Annotated in this window: 17 protein-coding genes; 13 read left to right on the forward strand and 4 right to left on the reverse strand. The window is 59.0% G+C overall.

Going from position 1 to position 17517, the window contains the following annotated elements; all coding sequences use genetic code 11:
* Window positions 1-84 precede the first annotated feature (84 nt).
* A complete protein-coding gene (smpB, locus tag AC3IT9_RS03720; protein ID WP_008057382.1) occupies window positions 85-567 on the reverse strand; it encodes an SsrA-binding protein SmpB in 483 nt (160 codons plus the stop codon).
* Window positions 568-685: 118 nt separating this feature from the next.
* Here smpB and AC3IT9_RS03725 point away from each other — a divergent pair, with 118 nt between their 5' ends.
* Genes AC3IT9_RS03725 through AC3IT9_RS03735 form a run of 3 tightly spaced genes read left to right on the forward strand, consistent with a single transcriptional unit; the run spans window position 686 to window position 2838 of the window.
* Window positions 686-2089 carry a sodium-dependent transporter gene (locus tag AC3IT9_RS03725; protein ID WP_489272087.1) on the forward strand — a complete coding sequence of 468 codons (1404 nt, stop codon included), beginning with the start codon at window positions 686-688 and terminating at the stop codon, window positions 2087-2089.
* A 7-nt stretch (window positions 2090-2096) separates the two neighbouring features.
* A complete protein-coding gene (locus tag AC3IT9_RS03730) occupies window positions 2097-2531 on the forward strand; it encodes a type II toxin-antitoxin system RatA family toxin (RefSeq protein WP_103394085.1) in 435 nt (144 codons plus the stop codon).
* Window positions 2524-2838 carry an RnfH family protein gene (locus tag AC3IT9_RS03735; protein ID WP_489272088.1) on the forward strand — a complete coding sequence of 105 codons (315 nt, stop codon included), beginning with the start codon at window positions 2524-2526 and terminating at the stop codon, window positions 2836-2838. Before AC3IT9_RS03730 ends, AC3IT9_RS03735 begins: the two co-directional genes overlap by 8 nt.
* Before the next feature lie 61 nt (window positions 2839-2899).
* Here the strand turns inward: AC3IT9_RS03735 and AC3IT9_RS03740 are convergent, their stop codons facing one another.
* Window positions 2900-3427, reverse strand: coding sequence for an outer membrane protein assembly factor BamE (locus AC3IT9_RS03740; protein WP_150727496.1), 528 nt, complete (start codon window positions 3425-3427; stop codon window positions 2900-2902).
* A 97-nt stretch (window positions 3428-3524) separates the two neighbouring features.
* Between AC3IT9_RS03740 and fur the strand changes: the two genes are divergently transcribed.
* On the forward strand, window positions 3525-3929 hold the full coding sequence (gene fur / locus AC3IT9_RS03745; RefSeq protein WP_003197684.1) for a ferric iron uptake transcriptional regulator: 405 nt from the start codon (window positions 3525-3527) through the stop codon (window positions 3927-3929).
* A gap of 80 nt (window positions 3930-4009) precedes the next feature.
* Here fur and recN read toward each other — a convergent pair whose 3' ends face one another.
* Window positions 4010-5683, reverse strand: coding sequence for a DNA repair protein RecN (gene recN, locus AC3IT9_RS03750; RefSeq protein WP_489272090.1), 1674 nt, complete (start codon window positions 5681-5683; stop codon window positions 4010-4012).
* A gap of 240 nt (window positions 5684-5923) precedes the next feature.
* On the opposite strand from recN, the gene grpE reads away from it, so the two are divergent.
* The 8 genes from grpE to AC3IT9_RS03790 all read left to right on the forward strand — a co-directional run bounded on the left by grpE (window position 5924) and on the right by AC3IT9_RS03790 (window position 16390).
* Window positions 5924-6490, forward strand: coding sequence for a nucleotide exchange factor GrpE (gene grpE / locus AC3IT9_RS03755; RefSeq protein ID WP_046038692.1), 567 nt, complete (start codon window positions 5924-5926; stop codon window positions 6488-6490).
* 102 nt (window positions 6491-6592) lie between these two features.
* Window positions 6593-8509, forward strand: a complete 1917-nt coding sequence (gene dnaK / locus AC3IT9_RS03760; protein ID WP_489272091.1) for a molecular chaperone DnaK — start codon at window positions 6593-6595, stop codon at window positions 8507-8509.
* Between the two features lie 295 nt (window positions 8510-8804).
* On the forward strand, window positions 8805-9929 hold the full coding sequence (dnaJ, locus tag AC3IT9_RS03765) for a molecular chaperone DnaJ (protein ID WP_057716482.1): 1125 nt from the start codon (window positions 8805-8807) through the stop codon (window positions 9927-9929).
* Window positions 9930-9939: 10 nt separating this feature from the next.
* Window positions 9940-10743: a 4-hydroxy-tetrahydrodipicolinate reductase gene (gene dapB, locus AC3IT9_RS03770; protein ID WP_057716481.1), complete on the forward strand. Its 804-nt coding sequence runs from the start codon at window positions 9940-9942 to the stop codon at window positions 10741-10743.
* Window positions 10744-11002: 259 nt separating this feature from the next.
* Window positions 11003-12139 (forward strand): glutamine-hydrolyzing carbamoyl-phosphate synthase small subunit, encoded by a 1137-nt coding sequence (gene carA, locus AC3IT9_RS03775; RefSeq protein WP_151214257.1) that lies wholly within the window; start codon window positions 11003-11005, stop codon window positions 12137-12139.
* A gap of 117 nt (window positions 12140-12256) precedes the next feature.
* Window positions 12257-15478: a carbamoyl-phosphate synthase large subunit gene (gene carB, locus AC3IT9_RS03780; RefSeq protein WP_095942405.1), complete on the forward strand. Its 3222-nt coding sequence runs from the start codon at window positions 12257-12259 to the stop codon at window positions 15476-15478.
* A 2-nt stretch (window positions 15479-15480) separates the two neighbouring features.
* Window positions 15481-15957: a transcription elongation factor GreA gene (gene greA, locus AC3IT9_RS03785; RefSeq protein ID WP_046038757.1), complete on the forward strand. Its 477-nt coding sequence runs from the start codon at window positions 15481-15483 to the stop codon at window positions 15955-15957.
* A gap of 28 nt (window positions 15958-15985) precedes the next feature.
* Window positions 15986-16390, forward strand: coding sequence for an MFS transporter (locus tag AC3IT9_RS03790; RefSeq protein WP_150727522.1), 405 nt, complete (start codon window positions 15986-15988; stop codon window positions 16388-16390).
* A gap of 9 nt (window positions 16391-16399) precedes the next feature.
* Here the strand turns inward: AC3IT9_RS03790 and AC3IT9_RS03795 are convergent, their stop codons facing one another.
* Window positions 16400-16708, reverse strand: coding sequence for a YhbY family RNA-binding protein (locus AC3IT9_RS03795; protein ID WP_007942889.1), 309 nt, complete (start codon window positions 16706-16708; stop codon window positions 16400-16402).
* Window positions 16709-16813: 105 nt separating this feature from the next.
* Between AC3IT9_RS03795 and rlmE the strand changes: the two genes are divergently transcribed.
* A complete protein-coding gene (gene rlmE, locus AC3IT9_RS03800) occupies window positions 16814-17446 on the forward strand; it encodes a 23S rRNA (uridine(2552)-2'-O)-methyltransferase RlmE (protein ID WP_489272094.1) in 633 nt (210 codons plus the stop codon).
* Window positions 17447-17517 lie beyond the last annotated feature (71 nt).

The raw sequence follows: 17517 nt of genomic DNA on the forward strand, positions 1-17517 counted from the left end.
GGTTCCAGGTCTGCCGCATAACATCGGCATCCACGGATCTTGTGGGAGCGGGCTTGCCCGCGAAGGGGCCTCAAGGCGAAAGAGTCAGTCTTCCTTGCCCTTGTTGCGCACCGCACGCTGCAACTCGCGACCGGCGTCGCGTTCGCGTTCGGTATCGCGCTTGTCGTATTCCTTCTTGCCCTTGCCCAGAGCAATCTCGCACTTGACCATGTGCTTGCTCCAGTACCAGGACAGGCACACGCAGGCGTAGCCCTTTTGCTGCACGGCCGCGGCCAGCTTTTCCAGCTCGCGCCGGTTGAGCAGCAATTTACGGGTGCGCACCGGATCCGCGATGACGTGGGTACTGGCGGTCGTCAGGGGCGTAATGTGGCTGCCGAGCAGCCAGGCTTCGCCATCCTTGAGCAGCACGTAGCTGTCAACCAGCTGCAGCTTGCTTGCCCGCAAACTTTTTACTTCCCAGCCGGCCAGGACCAGACCAGCCTCGAATCGATGTTCGATGAAGTAATCGTGTCGCGCCTTTTTATTTTGCGCGATGGTCCCTGTTGGGTGTTTCTTCTGTTTAGCCATAGGGGCGGCATTATAGGGAGTTGCACGCGAGTCGGCTACGGTGTTGCTACGTGCTTGAGCAGGTTGATTGAATCCCGGACAATGCGGCCTCTTTTTTGAACGCTTGGGCGTGATAACGATGTCGACAGACAAGGTTTCTGTCCACGGCAGTTGGGCTAGCCGCTGGGTCTTCATACTCGCCGCGACCGGTTCGGCCGTGGGGCTGGGTAGTATCTGGAAATTCCCGTACATGGTCGGCGTCTATGGCGGCGGCGCCTTCGTGCTGATGTTCCTGGCCTGCATCGCGCTGATCGGGGTGCCGGTCATGCTGGCGGAAACCCTGATCGGCCGGCGTGCCCGGCAGAGCCCGGCCAATGCCTTGAAGATACTGGCGGTCGAGGCGGGGCACTCGGCCAAATGGTCCTGGGGCGCATTTGCCGGGATGATCACGGCATTGCTGATCCTGTCTTTCTACAGTGTGGTCGGCGGCTGGTCGCTGGATTACATCATCGACATGGGGCGTGGCGACTTCCAGGGCGCGACGCCGGATCAGGTGGGGGCTTACTTCGGCAATGTGATCGCCGATCCCTGGCGCCTGACACTTTGGCACACGATTTTCATGCTGTTGTCCGCGGTGGTGATCGCCAAGGGCGTGGTTGCCGGGCTTGAGCGCAGTTTGCGCATCATGATGCCGCTGCTGTTCGTGATGATTCTTGTGTTGTTGGGCTACAGCATGACCACCGGGCATTTCATGGAGGGCGTACATTTCATGTTCGACTTCCACCCGGAAAAGGTTCTGGACGGCTTGCTGCCCGCGATGGGGCATGCATTCTTTTCCCTGAGCGTGGGCGTCGGCTCGATCATGATCTACGGTGCTTACATGCCAAAGAACTCGTCGATCTCAGGGACGGTTGTCGGCGTGGCGCTGCTCGACACCTTCGTTTCCCTGGTGGCCGGCCTGGCATTGTTTCCGATTGTGTTCGCAGCGGGCCTGAATCCGAGTGAGGGGCCGGGGCTGATGTTCGTCAGCCTGCCGTTTGCCTTCGGTAACGTGGCGTTCGGGCAATTGATGGGTGTGGTGTTCTTCGTGCTGGTGGCGGTCGCTGCCTGGAGTTCGGCGATTTCCCTGCTTGAACCGATGGTGGCCTACCTGGTCGAGCGCACTAAAGTGAGTCGTGCCTGGGTCACCTTCTGGCTGGCTTTCAGCTGCTGGTTTGTCGGTCTGGGCACGGTGTTCTCCTTCAATATCTGGAAAGAGGCCAAGTTCTTCGTGAACGAAGGCGGGATGTTCCACCTCTACCAATGGGGAGCAACAGGTGGCCTCGACTTCTTCGGTGTGATCGATTTCTTCACCTCGCGACTCATGTTGCCCCTTGGCGGTTTGTGTTTCGTGGTGTTTGCGGGCTGGATCATGGGGCGTGAAGCGGTGCGCGACGAGTTGTCGACCCGCAACCCTGCGCAGTTTGGCCTGTCCTTGTTCTTGATGCGCTATGTGGCGCCCATCGGCATTCTCGTAGTGTTTGCCGCCCAGCTGTGGAAGTGACGCTGACATGACGACACACATTTCACGTTCGGCCTTGCTGCCGTACCCGGCCCAAGCGCTGTATGACCTGGTCAACGACGTGGCGCGCTATCCGGAGTTTCTGCCGTGGTGCTCGTCGGCCGAAGTCCTGGAGAGCTCACCTGAGCATATGCGGGCGAGCGTTGGCGTGGCGAAGGGTGGCCTCAGTCAGCATTTCGTGACGCGCAATACCCTGGTTCCCGGTCAATCGATCGAAATGAACCTTGAGGAAGGCCCGTTCAATCAGTTGCATGGCGTGTGGGTATTCAAGCCGCTGGGCGAGAAGGCCTGCAAGATCAGCCTCGATCTGTCGTTCGATTATGCCGGGCCGCTGGTTCGTGCCACCTTGGGGCCACTGTTCAATCAGGCTGCGAACACTTTGGTGGATGCGTTCTGCCAGCGCGCCAAGCAGATACATGGTTGAGGTCATGATTGAAGTTGAGGTGGTCTACGCGGCCGTAGACCGTCAGGTGCTGCTGGCAGTGGCCGTGCCTGTCGGAACGACCGTGCGGGCGGCCTTGCTCAGGTCGGCCGTGGCTGAAGAGTTTCCGGAGCTGGATCTGACCCATTGTCCTGTGGGGATCTTCGGCAAGGTGGTAGCTGACCCGGAGAGTCGGGCGGTGCAGGCCGGGGATCGCATCGAGATTTACCGCCCGTTGCTGGCCGATCCGAAAGAGGTGCGCCGACTGCGCGCGGCGAAAGCTGCCGAGGCCAAGGCGCGGAATCAGTGAGTGGCTGGAACGCCAGACAATAAAAAGCCCGGGCAAGCCGGGCTTTTTATTGTGTCGCAAATTATTGCGGCGAGGTTTCCAGCGGTTGCGGCGTCGGGACCGGAACGGCTTCTACACCGTCGACGTCCTTCTGGATCTGATCCAGCAACGAACCTGGCTTGACCGGTTTTTCCGGTTTTGGCTTCTCGACGTTTTCTGCCGGGGCAGCCACTGTCGTGCCGCTGTCCTTGCCGAGAATGGCTTCGTCACGGCTCACGCCTGGCATGAAATCACCGGAGAGGCTGACAAGCTGATCATTTGGGTTGAAGATAACGCTAATGCGTTCCTGTTGGCGTTCACCGCCGCCCGGTTGCAGGCTGTACAGATAATCCCAGCGATCGGCATGGAACGTGTCAGTCAGCAGAGGGTTGCCCATGATAAACCGTACTTGCTTACGGGTCATTCCCGGGCGTAACTGGTCTATCATGTCCTGCGTGACGACATTGCCCTGCTGGATGTCGATTTTGTAAACCCCGGGGAATGAACAACCGGCGAGTGCGAGCAGTCCCACAAAGGTGAAACTGGTTAGCAAGAGCTTGGTGTTTTGCATCGGTGGGCGACTTCCACTATCTTGGCTGGGACAACGTAAACGCCGATCATACCCGCATTAAGAGAAGCTGCGAAGCAGCATCGCGAGAAAGCTGACCATGGTTGAAAATAGCGAACTACGCAAAGCCGGCCTCAAAGTGACCCTGCCACGGGTCAAAATTCTGCAAATGCTCGATTCCGCCGAGCAGCGCCACATGAGTGCCGAGGATGTCTACAAGGCCCTTATGGAGGCTGGTGAGGACGTCGGTCTGGCCACGGTTTACCGTGTCCTGACCCAGTTCGAGGCAGCTGGCCTTGTGGTGCGGCACAACTTCGACGGAGGCCATGCGGTCTTCGAACTGGACGACGGCAAGCATCACGACCATATGGTCAACGTCGAAACCAGCGAAGTGATCGAATTCTTCGACGAAGAAATCGAGCGGCTTCAGAAAGCAATCGTCGACAAGTATGGCTTCGAGATGGTTGATCACAATCTGGTGCTGTACGTGCGCAAGAAAAAGTAAGCATGTCGCGCGAACTTGAGGTTCGCGAAACGAACGAAGGCGACCCCAGGGTCGCCTTCGTGCTTTCTGCCTTTATTTATTCAAGCTTTTGCGGCCACCACCATTTTCCTGGCGTGCGCCAGGGATTCCTTGGTGAGGTCGATGCCGCCCAGCATCCGTGCGACTTCTTCGACGCGGTCGTTTTTGCTCAATTTGGAAACGGCCGTGCGGGTGGCATCTTCGCCGCGCACTTTATGCACAAATAGATGCTGATGACCTTGCGCCGCCACTTGTGGCAAGTGGGTCACGGTCAGTACCTGCCCTCGCTCGCCGAGCCTGCGCAGCAACTGGCCGACGATTTCTGCGGTCGGGCCGCCAATGCCGACGTCGACTTCGTCGAACACCAGAGTGGGAACACGAGATGTTTGCGCGGTGATCACCTGAATCGCCAGGCTGATCCGCGACAGCTCGCCTCCGGATGCGACTTTTGCCAACGCTTTTAATGGTTGGCCCGGGTTGGCGCTGACCAGCAGTTCAACCTGTTCAAGTCCGTTAGGCAGCAGTTCGTCGCTGCTATTTGGACGCAGTTCGATGGTGAAGCGCCCACCAGGCATGCCCAGACGCTGGATTTCCTGTTCCACGGCGCTGGCCAGGCTGCTTGAGGCTTGATGACGCAGATCGCTCAGTTCGCGAGCCTTTTCCTGATAATGGCGAGCGTATGAAGACAGTTCATCGCTCAGCCGCTCGATGGATTCGTCATTGGCGTTGAGGGTTTCGATTTCATCCAGCAGTTTCTGTTGCATCTCGGCAACTTCAGTCGGCTGGATGCGGTGTTTGCGCGCCAGGGTGTAGATCGCGTCGAGGCGCTCTTCGAGGTACTGAAGGCGCGATGGGTCGGCGTCGAAGTTGTCGAGGAAGCGGTTCAGTTCACCAACGGCCTCTTCAACCTGGATCTGTGCACTGGTCAACAAGCTGCTGGCTTCGCCCAGCGCACCGATCGAGCTGTTAACGCTCGACAGGCGGTTGAGGCTGGCGGTGAGGGCGTTCAGTACATTTCCGGAATCACTTTCACTGCATTGCTCAACGACTTGCCGGCAGATGCCGAGCAAGGTCTCGGCGTTGGTCAGGTTCTTGTGTTCCTGCTCTAGCTGCTCCAGTTCGTTGTCGCCAAGGCCAAGGTTTTCCAGTTCTTCGAGTTGGTAACTGAGCAATTGATGGCGGGCGCGTTGCTCATCGCCGGAGTTGGAGAGTCGCTCCAGTTCCAGGCGGGTTTGGCGCCAGCGTTGGGCGGCGAGGTGAACCTGGCGGGCCAGATCGGTCGCGCCGGCATATTCATCGAGTAGGCGACGGTGGGTATCGGTCTTGAGCAGAGATTGGTGTTCGTGCTGGCTGTGAATGTCGATCAGCAGCTCGCCCAGCGCCTTGAGGTCGCCAAGCGGGCAGGGCGTGCCGTTGATGTAACCACGCGAACGTCCTTCGGATGTGATGACCCGGCGCAGGATGCACGGGCCGTCGTTTTCGAGGTCGCGTTCGGCCAGCCAGGCGCTGGCTTCCGGAATGTCGGCCAGATCGAAGGTGGCCAGGATGTCGGCCTTGTCGGCGCCGGGGCGGACCACGCCGCTGTCGGCGCGATCGCCCAGGGTCAGGCCCAGCGCGTCGAGCATGATCGACTTGCCCGCGCCGGTTTCCCCGGTGATCACGCTCATCCCGCGATCGAGTTCGAGATCGAGATGTTCAACGATGGCGTAGTTGTGTACGGACAGGTGCACCAGCATATGGGCCGCTCCCAGGTGTTAGGTCTGGTTATTTATACAGTGTTTTGTTTCTGGCTGACAATGCCCCTCGTTAGCTCGATTCGCTCGGTCCGACGAAAGCCTTATCGCGACCGGGAATGACAAAGCAGTTGTTTTTTGTAGGGTTAATCGTCGGCGCCCCTTGAAGCCGGATTTTGCGGCCCCATATAGCTGGGCAGAAGCGCGAGTTGAGCTCGCGGACGAAATTGAAAGGAGAAATCTATGGCTGACGAACAGACAGTGGATACGCAAAACCCAGACGCCAACCAGGCGCCCGAGGCTTCGGGTGATGACCTGGCGGCTCGTGTACAAGTGCTCGAAGAGCAACTGGCAGGCGCTCAGGATCAGGCTTTGCGTGTAGCCGCCGATCTGCAGAACGTCCGCCGTCGCGCCGAGCAGGATGTGGAGAAGGCTCACAAGTTCGCGCTGGAAAAATTCGCCAGCGACCTGCTGCCGATCGTCGACAGCCTGGAGCGCGGCCTGGAACTGTCCAGCCCGGACGACGAAAGCATCCGTCCGATGCGCGAAGGCATCGAGCTGACCCTGAAAATGTTCCAGGACACTCTCAAGCGTTATCAGCTTGAAGCGATCGATCCCCATGGCGAACCGTTCAACGCCGTTCACCATCAGGCAATGGCCATGCAGGAAAGCGCCGATGTCGAGCCGAACAGCGTTCTGAAGGTGTTCCAGAAGGGCTATCAGCTCAATGGTCGCCTGCTGCGCCCGGCGATGGTCGTGGTCAGCAAGGCGCCTGCGCCGGTTTCGCCTTCAATTGACGAGCAGGCTTGAAATCCGCCGCAAGGCCCCCATTTATAAGTCAAGCGTTTAAGTGCTACCGCAGTTAGCCACCACTGCTGCGGCAACCAAATCCAAAGTTTCGGGAGAGTGAACATGGGCAAAATTATCGGTATCGACCTGGGGACTACCAACTCCTGCGTCTCCGTGCTGGAAAACGGCAAGGCAAAAGTTATTGAAAACGCTGAAGGCGCGCGTACCACGCCGTCGATCATCGCTTACGCCAACGATGGCGAAATCCTGGTTGGCCAGTCGGCCAAGCGTCAGGCTGTGACCAATCCGCATAACACCCTGTATGCGGTGAAGCGTCTGATCGGTCGTCGTTTCGACGAAGAAGTCGTGCAGAAAGACATCCAGATGGTCCCTTACAAGATCGTCAAGGCTGACAACAGCGACGCCTGGGTTGAAGTGAACGGCCAGAAAATGGCACCGCCACAAATCTCGGCTGAAATCCTGAAAAAGATGAAGAAGACCGCCGAAGACTACCTCGGCGAGACCGTGACTGAAGCGGTGATCACCGTTCCGGCCTACTTCAACGACAGCCAGCGTCAGGCGACCAAAGACGCCGGCCGCATCGCCGGCCTGGACGTAAAACGTATCATCAACGAACCAACCGCAGCTGCTCTGGCTTACGGTATGGACAAGGCCAAGGGCGATCACACCGTGATCGTTTACGACCTGGGCGGCGGTACTTTCGACGTTTCTGTGATCGAGATCGCTGAAGTCGATGGCGAGCACCAGTTCGAAGTACTGGCCACCAACGGTGACACGTTCCTGGGCGGTGAAGACTTTGACATTCGTCTGATCGACTACCTCGTCGACGAATTCAAGAAAGAAAGCGGCATGAACCTCAAGGGCGACCCGCTGGCTATGCAGCGCCTGAAAGAAGCCGCTGAAAAAGCCAAGATCGAGCTGTCTTCCGCTCAGTCGACCGACGTGAACCTGCCGTACATCACTGCAGACGCCACCGGTCCTAAGCACCTGAACGTGAAGATCTCCCGCGCCAAGCTTGAAGCGCTGGTTGAAGACCTGGTTCAACGTACCATCGAGCCTTGCCGCATTGCGCTGAAAGACTCCGGTATCGACGTTGGCGCGATCAACGACGTGATCCTGGTCGGCGGTCAGACCCGTATGCCACTGGTTCAGAAGCTGGTGACCGAGTTCTTCGGTAAAGAAGCTCGTAAAGACGTCAACCCGGACGAAGCGGTTGCCATGGGTGCTGCCATCCAGGGTGCGGTACTGGCCGGTGACGTGAAAGACGTTCTGCTGCTCGACGTCAGCCCGCTGACCCTGGGTATCGAAACCATGGGCGGCGTGATGACTGCGCTGATCGAGAAAAACACCACGATTCCTACCAAGAAATCGCAAGTGTTCTCGACTGCCGACGACAACCAGGGCGCCGTGACCATTCACGTACTGCAAGGTGAGCGTAAGCAAGCGACGCAGAACAAGTCCCTGGGCAAGTTCGATCTGGCCGAGATTCCACCAGCACCACGTGGCGTGCCACAAATCGAAGTGACCTTCGACATCGACGCCAACGGCATCCTGCACGTAGGTGCCAAGGACAAGGCCACGGGCAAGACTCAGTCGATCGTGATCAAGGCCAACTCCGGTCTGTCCGACGAAGAGATCGAGCGTATGGTGCGTGATGCCGAGGCCAACGCCGAGGAAGACCGCAAGTTCGAAGAGCTGGCCGCTGCCCGTAACCAGGGTGATGCACTGGTTCACTCGACGCGCAAAATGGTCGCTGATGCTGGCGACAAAGTGAGCGCTGAAGAGAAGACTGCAATCGAAGCTGCCGTAGTAGCCTTGGAAGCCGCTGTTAAAGGCGACGACAAGGCCGCTATCGACGCCAAGGTTGAAGAGCTGTCGAAAGTCTCCGCTCCAGTGGCGCAAAAGATGTACGCCGAACAGGCTCAGCCTGCTGAAGGCGCTGCACCGCAAGGCGAATCGGCTGAGAAGGCTGACGACGTTGTCGACGCCGAGTTCGAAGAAGTCAAAGACCACAAGTAAGTTGTTGGTCGGCCGGTTGACTGCCTTCAGGCGGTGACTGGTAGGATGTCGCCGCGCGGGAGCTTGCTCCCGCGTTGGCGTATCTGGAATACGCGAATTTTTACAGCATGCGACAACGTTCGAATGCTGACGGTATGGCCGGGAATGCTCCTGCTTTTCGTGCCGCAAGTACCGCAAGAATCAAAGACCAGGATCGTTGAATTGACGTGAGTTGGGTCCGGGCCTGTATTGGGGCTCAACGAGTTCGGCAAACTCAGGAGGGTTTTGTCGGACGTCCTCAAGAGTGCAAAGACTTATGGCAAAGCGTGACTATTACGAAGTGTTGGGTGTTGAGCGTGGCTCAAGCGAAGCGGACCTGAAGAAGGCTTACCGTCGCCTGGCGATGAAGCACCACCCGGACCGTAATCCCGATGACAAGGCGTCGGAAGAGATGTTCAAGGAGGCCAACGAGGCCTACGAAGTGCTGTCTGACTCCAGCAAGCGCGCGGCCTACGATCAGTACGGCCATGCCGGTGTCGACCCGAGCATGGGTGGCGGCGGTGCCGGTTTCGGCGGTCAGAACTTCTCCGACATCTTTGGCGATGTCTTCAGTGACTTCTTCGGTGGCGGTCGCGGTGGTTCCCGTGGTGGTGCGCAGCGCGGCAGTGACTTGCGCTACACCCTGGAGCTGGACCTCGAAGAGGCGGTGCGCGGTACGACCGTGAATATCCGCGTTCCGACGCTGGTCAACTGCAAGCCTTGCGACGGCTCCGGCGCCAAGAAAGGTTCTGCGCCGGTGACCTGCCCGACTTGTGGCGGTATCGGCCAGGTGCGCATGCAGCAAGGCTTCTTCTCGGTGCAGCAGACCTGCCCGCGCTGCCATGGCCAGGGCAAGATCATTTCCGATCCGTGCGACTCCTGCCACGGCGAAGGTCGTGTCGAAGAGTACAAGACCCTGTCGGTGAAAGTGCCGGCCGGTGTCGATACCGGTGACCGCATTCGTCTGTCCGGCGAAGGCGAGGCGGGTGCCCAGGGTGGGCCGACTGGCGACCTGTACGTGGTGATCAACGTGCGCGAGCACTCGATTTTCCAGCGCGACGGCAAGCATTTGTTCTGCGAGGTGCCGATCAGCTTCGTCGATGCGGCGCTGGGTGGCGAGCTGGAGATTCCGACCCTCGATGGTCGGGTCAAGCTGAAGATCCCTGAGGGGACCCAGACCGGCAAGCAGTTCCGTGTGCGTGGCAAGGGTGTCGCGCCTGTGCGTGGCGGTGGTGCTGGTGACTTGATGTGCCGCGTGGCGGTCGAGACTCCGGTCAACCTGAGCCGTCGCCAGCGTGAAATGCTAGAGGAATTCCGTAGTTCGCTGGCGGATGACAACAGCCATTCGCCAAAAACCACCGGTTGGTTCGAAGGCGTGAAGCGCTTCTTCGGCGATTTGTAAGGAGGCAGGCATGCGACGTATTGCAGTGATGGGCGCCGCCGGGCGCATGGGCAAGACCCTGATTGAAGCCGTGCAGCAAACCCCGGGCGCTGGTCTGACGGCGGCGGTGGATCGTCCCGACAGCACGCTGGTCGGCGCGGATGCCGGTGAGCTGGCTGCGCTGGGTCGAATCGGCGTTCCTCTGTCCGGTGATCTGGATCGGGTGGTCGACGAGTTCGACGTGCTGATCGACTTCACGCACCCGACGGTGACCCTGAAGAACCTGGCTTTCTGCCGTAAGCACGGCAAGGCCATGATCATCGGTACCACCGGTTTCAGCGTTGAAGAAAAGCAGTTGCTGGCGGAAGCGGGCAAGGACATTCCGATTGTCTTCGCGGCCAACTTCAGTGTCGGGGTCAACCTGTGCCTGAAGTTGCTCGACACGGCGGCTCGCGTACTGGGCGACGATGTCGATATCGAAATCACCGAAGCTCACCATCGGCACAAAGTCGATGCGCCGTCCGGCACTGCCGTGCGCATGGGTGAGGTGATTGCCGATGCTCTGGGGCGCGATCTGAAGAAGGTGGCGGTGTATGGCCGTGAGGGCCAGACCGGCGCTCGTGATCGTGAAACCATCGGTTTCGCCACTGTGCGCGCTGGCGACATCGTTGGAGATCACACCGTGCTGTTCGCTGCCGATGGCGAGCGTGTCGAGATCACCCACAAGGCGTCCAGTCGCATGACGTTCGCCAAGGGTGCGGTACGTGCTGCATTGTGGCTGGACGGGCGCGAGCCTGGCCTTTACGACATGCAAGACGTGCTCGATCTGCGTTAAGATGCACCCGAAATCGGGCTCGCGCACCGCGTTTGAGCCCGGTTTTGTTCCGCCAAGCGACGTCCTGTCGCATTCTCCAGCCTTTTAGGCTCATTGGCGGTAGACCAAAAAGGCCTTTTTCTGTAAGCTACAGCTTTAGTGTGTCCACTAAAAGCGCGCAGAATAATTCAGTGAAGAAGCGGGGTGACGTGTCCATACGTCACTCCGCTTTTTTACAACCTGCGATCGCCCTTTCAGGCTTTATTTACGGGAGGTCTTCTTGACTAAGCCAGCCATACTCGCCCTTGCTGATGGCAGCATTTTTCGCGGCGAAGCCATTGGAGCCGACGGTCAGACCGTTGGTGAGGTGGTGTTCAACACCGCAATGACCGGCTATCAGGAAATCCTTACCGATCCTTCCTACGCCCAACAGATCGTTACCCTGACTTACCCGCACATCGGCAACACCGGCACCACGCCGGAGGACGCTGAGTCCAACCGCGTCTGGTCTGCCGGCCTGGTCATCCGTGACCTGCCACTGGTGGCGAGCAACTGGCGTAACACGATGTCCCTGTCCGACTACCTGAAGGCCAACAATGTTGTGGCCATCGCCGGTATCGACACCCGCCGCCTGACGCGCATCCTGCGTGAAAAAGGCGCGCAGAACGGCTGCATCATGGCCGGTGACAACATTTCCGAAGCCGCGGCCATCGCCGCCGCCCAGGGTTTCCCTGGCCTGAAAGGCATGGACCTGGCGAAAGTCGTCAGCACCAAGGAAAGCTACGAGTGGCGCTCGACTGTCTGGGATCTGAAAACCGACAGCCACGCGACCATCGAAGCCTCCGAGCTGCCGTACCACGTGGTGGCCTACGACTACGGCGTCAAGGTGAACATCCTGCGCATGCTGGTCGAGCGCGGTTGCCGCGTGACCGTCGTGCCTGCGCAAACCCCTGCTGCCGATGTGCTGGCGCTGAAACCGGACGGCGTGTTCCTGTCCAACGGCCCTGGTGATCCGGAGCCTTGCGACTACGCGATCCAGGCGATCAAGGAAGTGCTGGAAACCGAGATCCCGGTCTTCGGTATCTGCCTCGGTCACCAACTGCTGGCCCTGGCCTCCGGCGCCAAGACCCTGAAAATGGGTCACGGCCACCACGGTGCCAACCACCCCGTCCAGGACCTGGACAGCGGCGTGGTGATGATCACCAGCCAGAACCACGGTTTTGCCGTAGACGAAGCGACCCTGCCGGCCAACGTTCGCGCGATCCACAAATCGCTGTTCGACGGCACCCTGCAAGGTATCGAGCGTACCGACAAGAGCGCCTTCAGCTTCCAGGGTCACCCGGAAGCCAGCCCTGGCCCGAACGACGTAGCGCCATTGTTCGATCGCTTCATCACCGAGATGGCCAAGCGACGCTGATCGCTCGCCCTGATGTAGCAAAGCTTGAGGGTGGCCCCGTACCGGCGGCCCTCTCAAGGCTTCAGAGATTGAACAAGACGGCTTGCCGACTGACCTGCGGATTTGAGTGACAAACCCATGCCAAAACGTACAGACATTAAAAGCATCCTGATTCTTGGTGCTGGCCCGATCGTGATCGGCCAGGCCTGCGAATTCGACTACTCCGGCGCCCAGGCCTGCAAAGCCCTGCGCGAAGAGGGTTACCGCGTCATCCTGGTGAACTCCAACCCGGCCACCATCATGACCGACCCGGCCATGGCCGACGCCACCTACATCGAGCCGATCAAGTGGCAGACCGTTGCCAAAATCATCGAGAAAGAGCGCCCGGACGCGCTGCTGCCGACCATGGGTGGCCAGACCGCCCTGAACTGCGCCCTGGACCTGGAGCGCGAAGGCGTCCTGGAGAAGTTCGGCGTAGAAATGATCGGTGCCAACGCCGACACCATCGACAAGGCTGAAGACCGTTCGCGTTTCGACAAAGCGATGAAGTCCATCGGCCTGGCGTGCCCGCGTTCCGGTATCGCCCACAGCATGGAAGAGGCCAATGCGGTCCTCGAGAAGCTCGGCTTCCCGTGCATCATCCGTCCGTCCTTCACCATGGGCGGCACCGGTGGCGGTATCGCTTACAACCGTGAAGAGTTCGAAGAAATCTGCGCCCGTGGTCTGGACCTGTCGCCGACCAAAGAGCTGCTGATCGACGAATCGCTGATCGGCTGGAAAGAGTACGAGATGGAGGTTGTCCGCGATAAGAAGGACAACTGCATCATCGTCTGCTCCATCGAAAACTTCGACCCGATGGGCGTGCACACCGGTGACTCGATCACCGTGGCTCCGGCACAGACCCTGACCGACAAGGAATACCAGATCCTGCGTAACGCCTCCCTGGCGGTACTGCGCGAGATCGGCGTGGAAACCGGCGGTTCCAACGTTCAGTTCGGTATCTGCCCGAACACCGGCCGCATGGTCGTGATCGAGATGAACCCGCGTGTATCGCGTTCCTCGGCACTGGCTTCGAAAGCCACCGGCTTCCCGATCGCCAAGGTCGCGGCCAAGCTGGCCGTGGGTTACACCCTCGACGAGCTGTCGAACGACATCACCGGCGGCAAGACCCCGGCGTCCTTCGAGCCGTCCATCGACTACGTCGTCACCAAGCTGCCGCGTTTTGCCTTCGAGAAATTCCCGAAAGCCGACGCTCGCCTGACCACGCAAATGAAGTCGGTCGGTGAAGTCATGGCCATCGGCCGTACCTTCCAGGAATCCCTGCAGAAAGCCCTGCGCGGTCTGGAAGTGGGCGTTTGCGGTCTGGACGAGAAAGTTGATCTGGCCAACCCGGAAAGCATGAGCGTACTCAAGCGCGAGCTGACCGTGCCGGGTGCAGAGCGTATCTGGTACGTGGCGGACGCAATGCGCGCCGGCATGACCGTCGAAGACATCTTCGGCATGACCATGATCGACCCTTGGTTCCTGGTGCAGATGGAAGACCTGATCAAGGAAGAAGAGAAGGTCAAGACCCTGGGTCTGACCAGCATCGACCGCGACCTGATGTTCCGCCTCAAGCGCAAGGGCTTCTCCGATATGCGCCTGGCCAAGCTGCTGGGTGTGACCGAGAAGAGCCTGCGCGCTCACCGTCACAAGCTGGAAATCTTCCCGGTCTACAAGCGCGTCGACACCTGCGCTGCCGAGTTCGCCACCGATACTGCCTACCTCTACTCGACGTACGAGGAAGAGTGCGAAGCAGCGCCATCGGGTCGCGACAAGATCATGATTCTGGGTGGCGGTCCTAACCGCATCGGCCAAGGCATCGAGTTCGACTACTGCTGCGTACACGCGGCACTGGCCCTGCGCGATGACGGCTACGAGACCATCATGGTCAACTGCAACCCGGAAACCGTTTCCACCGACTACGACACTTCCGATCGCCTGTACTTCGAACCAGTGACCCTGGAAGACGTGCTGGAAATCGTCCGCGTCGAGAAGCCAAAAGGCGTGATCGTCCAGTACGGCGGCCAGACTCCGCTGAAACTGGCTCGCGCCCTGGAAGCCGCCGGTGTGCCGATCATCGGCACCAGCCCTGACGCCATCGACCGTGCCGAAGACCGTGAGCGCTTCCAGCAGATGGTCCAGCGCCTGAACCTGCGTCAGCCGCCAAACGCCACCGTGCGCAGCGAAGACGAAGCGATTCGTGCCGCCAGCAAGATCGGTTACCCGCTGGTGGTGCGTCCGTCCTATGTACTGGGCGGTCGTGCGATGGAAATCGTCTACGAAGAAGAAGAACTCAAGCGCTACCTGCGCGAAGCAGTTCAAGTGTCCAACGACAGCCCGGTGCTGCTGGACCACTTCCTCAACTGCGCCATCGAAATGGACGTGGATGCGGTCTGCGACGGCAAAGACGTTGTAATCGGCGCGATCATGCAGCACATCGAACAGGCTGGCGTTCACTCCGGTGACTCCGCGTGCTCGCTGCCGCCGTACTCGCTGCCGGCGCACATCCAGGACGAGATGCGCGAACAGGTCAAGAAAATGGCCCTGGAACTGGGCGTGATCGGCCTGATGAACGTGCAGTTGGCGCTGCAAGGCGACGACATCTACGTCATCGAAGTCAATCCGCGTGCTTCCCGTACCGTGCCGTTCGTGTCCAAGTGCATCGGTGTTTCCCTGGCAATGATCGCGGCTCGCGTCATGGCCGGTAAGACTCTGAAAGAAATCGGCTTCACCAAGGAAATCATTCCGAACTTCTACAGCGTGAAAGAGGCGGTGTTCCCGTTCGCCAAATTCCCTGGCGTTGACCCGATCCTCGGCCCAGAGATGAAGTCCACCGGTGAAGTGATGGGCGTGGGCGACACCTTCGGTGAGGCGTTCGCCAAGGCCCAGATGGGTGCCAGCGAAGTGCTGCCGACCGGCGGTACTGCGTTCATCAGCGTACGTGACGACGACAAGCCACTGGTTGCGGGTGTGGCCCGTGATCTGATCAACTTGGGCTTCGAAGTGGTTGCTACTGCCGGTACTGCCAAGCTGATTGAAGCTGCAGGCCTGAAAGTACGCCGCGTGAACAAAGTGACCGAGGGTCGTCCGCACGTGGTCGACATGATCAAGAATGACGAAGTCACCCTGATCATCAACACCACCGAAGGCCGTCAGTCGATCGCTGATTCCTATTCCATTCGTCGCAACGCCTTGCAGCACAAGATTTACTGCACCACCACCATTGCTGCTGGCGAAGCCATCTGTGAAGCGCTGAAGTTCGGTCCCGAGAAGACCGTGCGCCGCTTGCAGGATCTACACGCAGGATTGAAGGCATGAGCATAACGAAGTACCCAATGACCGTTCAGGGCGCTCGCGCCCTGGAAGAAGAACACACTCACCTGACCAAGGTCGTTCGTCCGAAGCTTAGCCAGGACATCGGTACGGCCCGCGAGTTGGGTGACTTGAAGGAAAACGCCGAATACCACGCTGCCCGTGAGCAGCAGGGTATGGTCGAGGCGCGGATCCGTGACATCGAAGGCCGGATTCAAAATCAGGTCATCATTGATGTCACGACCATTCCTCATACTGGCAAAGTGATTTTCGGCACCACTGTTGAAATCGCCAACGTCGAAACTGACGAGCGCGTCACCTATCACATCGTGGGTGAGGATGAGGCTGACTTCAAATTGGGCAAAATCTCTGTTGGTTCGCCACTGGCCCGCGCCTTGATTGCCAAGGAAGAGGGTGATGTGGTCGCCGTGAAAACGCCTGGTGGCGTTATCGAGTACGAGATTGTCGAAGTTCGCCACGTCTGAAGGCCGGCGCCCGTTTCGTGCGGGCGCCATGCTTTGGCAGCTGACCCAGATGTTGTGGGTCGGCGGCTTGTGGTTGTTGCAAATCGGTCTGTTGCCGGTGCTGGGACGAATTGGCCTGGCGCCGCTGCTGATCGATGAAATCGCAGGCACGCTCAATACGTTGGTAGTGGGATTCGCTACGGCGTGTGTGATTTTTCAGGCTTTGGTGCTGGTTAAGGCCGAGGGCCTTGTCAGTCTATGGCGGGATATTCGCGGGCAACTGCTGTTGATGGCGCTGTATGCGTGCGCGATGTACTTCGCGGTGCGTTTCGGCTGGCCGGATGCCGATCGTTGGCAGGCGTTCAGCTATCTTGTCCTGGGCTTTTCCGGGCTGGTGCTGGTGTTGCAGCCGGTGCCGGGATGGAGTGGCAGGGTGCGCGAAGCACACCCTTGACCCTTGCAATCACTTGAAGCGATGGACGTTCGACAGCTGCTTGTTGACGCTGAAGTTCTTGCGGTAGATCAATGCCATCTTGCCGATGACCTGGACCAGATCCGCTTTGCCGACCTTGCAGAGCTCTGCAATGGACGCCAGGCGCGATTCGCGATCGAGGATGTTGAGCTTGATCTTGATCAGCTCGTGATCCGCCAATGCGCGTTCGAGTTCCGCTAACACACCTTCAGTCAAACCATTGTCTGCCACAATCAGAACCGGTTTCAGATGGTGGCCAATGGATTTGTACTGTTTCTTCTGCTCTTGAGTGAGCGGCATAATCTGACCCCTGCGTCTGATCTTGTAAAAAGCGGCGGCCAGTTTACCCGAGCGAGTCCGGGACCGCCCAGTTAATCACGACCCGTTTTATTTTCGAGGTGGCCCGTGGCCCGTTCCAAGACAAGCCTTAAGTGGCTGCAAGAACATTTCAACGACCCATTCGTCAAAATGGCACAAAAAGACGGGTACCGTTCCCGCGCCAGCTACAAACTGCTGGAGATCCAGGAAAAGGACCGTCTGATCCGCCCGGGCATGAGCGTAATCGACCTGGGTGCGGCCCCCGGTGGGTGGTCCCAGGTGACCAGTCGTCTGATTGGTGGGCAGGGCACACTGATCGCTTCTGACATTCTGGAAATGGACAGCATCCCGGACGTGACCTTCATTCAAGGGGACTTTACCGAGGATGCGGTGCTGGCTCAGATCCTCAATGCCGTCGGAAATAAGGAAGTAGACCTTGTGATTTCCGATATGGCCCCCAATATGAGTGGATTACCGGCCGTAGACATGCCACGAGCGATGTTCCTGTGTGAGTTGGCACTGGATCTCTCGACTCGGGTATTGAAGCCCGGTGGTGATTTTTTGATCAAGATCTTCCAGGGCGAAGGCTTCGACGAGTTCCACAAGAGCGTTCGCCTGCAGTTCGAGAAGGTGCAGATGCGCAAGCCGACCTCGTCGCGCGACCGTTCTCGCGAGCAGTACTTGCTGGGCCGTGGTTTCCGCGGACGCAGTGAGGGTTGAGTGAATTTTCGATCGGGGCGATAGGATTTTTGTATTACGCCTTGTCAGAATTAGCGAATATTGTGTAGGAA

It is taken from the genome of Pseudomonas sp. KH_046_1 (genome assembly GCF_057839025.1).

What these genes read in the sequence shown, in the direction of transcription:
- smpB (WP_008057382.1), bottom strand. Translation starts at nt 567, where the DNA reads ATGGCTAAACAGAAGAAACACCCAACAGGGACCATCGCGCAAAATAAA.
- AC3IT9_RS03725 (WP_489272087.1), top strand. Translation starts at nt 686, where the DNA reads ATGTCGACAGACAAGGTTTCTGTCCACGGCAGTTGGGCTAGCCGCTGG.
- AC3IT9_RS03730 (WP_103394085.1), top strand. Translation starts at nt 2,097, where the DNA reads ATGACGACACACATTTCACGTTCGGCCTTGCTGCCGTACCCGGCCCAA.
- AC3IT9_RS03735 (WP_489272088.1), top strand. Translation starts at nt 2,524, where the DNA reads ATGGTTGAGGTCATGATTGAAGTTGAGGTGGTCTACGCGGCCGTAGAC.
- AC3IT9_RS03740 (WP_150727496.1), bottom strand. Translation starts at nt 3,427, where the DNA reads ATGCAAAACACCAAGCTCTTGCTAACCAGTTTCACCTTTGTGGGACTG.
- fur (WP_003197684.1), top strand. Translation starts at nt 3,525, where the DNA reads ATGGTTGAAAATAGCGAACTACGCAAAGCCGGCCTCAAAGTGACCCTG.
- recN (WP_489272090.1), bottom strand. Translation starts at nt 5,683, where the DNA reads ATGCTGGTGCACCTGTCCGTACACAACTACGCCATCGTTGAACATCTC.
- grpE (WP_046038692.1), top strand. Translation starts at nt 5,924, where the DNA reads ATGGCTGACGAACAGACAGTGGATACGCAAAACCCAGACGCCAACCAG.
- dnaK (WP_489272091.1), top strand. Translation starts at nt 6,593, where the DNA reads ATGGGCAAAATTATCGGTATCGACCTGGGGACTACCAACTCCTGCGTC.
- dnaJ (WP_057716482.1), top strand. Translation starts at nt 8,805, where the DNA reads ATGGCAAAGCGTGACTATTACGAAGTGTTGGGTGTTGAGCGTGGCTCA.
- dapB (WP_057716481.1), top strand. Translation starts at nt 9,940, where the DNA reads ATGCGACGTATTGCAGTGATGGGCGCCGCCGGGCGCATGGGCAAGACC.
- carB (WP_095942405.1), top strand. Translation starts at nt 12,257, where the DNA reads ATGCCAAAACGTACAGACATTAAAAGCATCCTGATTCTTGGTGCTGGC.
- AC3IT9_RS03790 (WP_150727522.1), top strand. Translation starts at nt 15,986, where the DNA reads ATGCTTTGGCAGCTGACCCAGATGTTGTGGGTCGGCGGCTTGTGGTTG.
- AC3IT9_RS03795 (WP_007942889.1), bottom strand. Translation starts at nt 16,708, where the DNA reads ATGCCGCTCACTCAAGAGCAGAAGAAACAGTACAAATCCATTGGCCAC.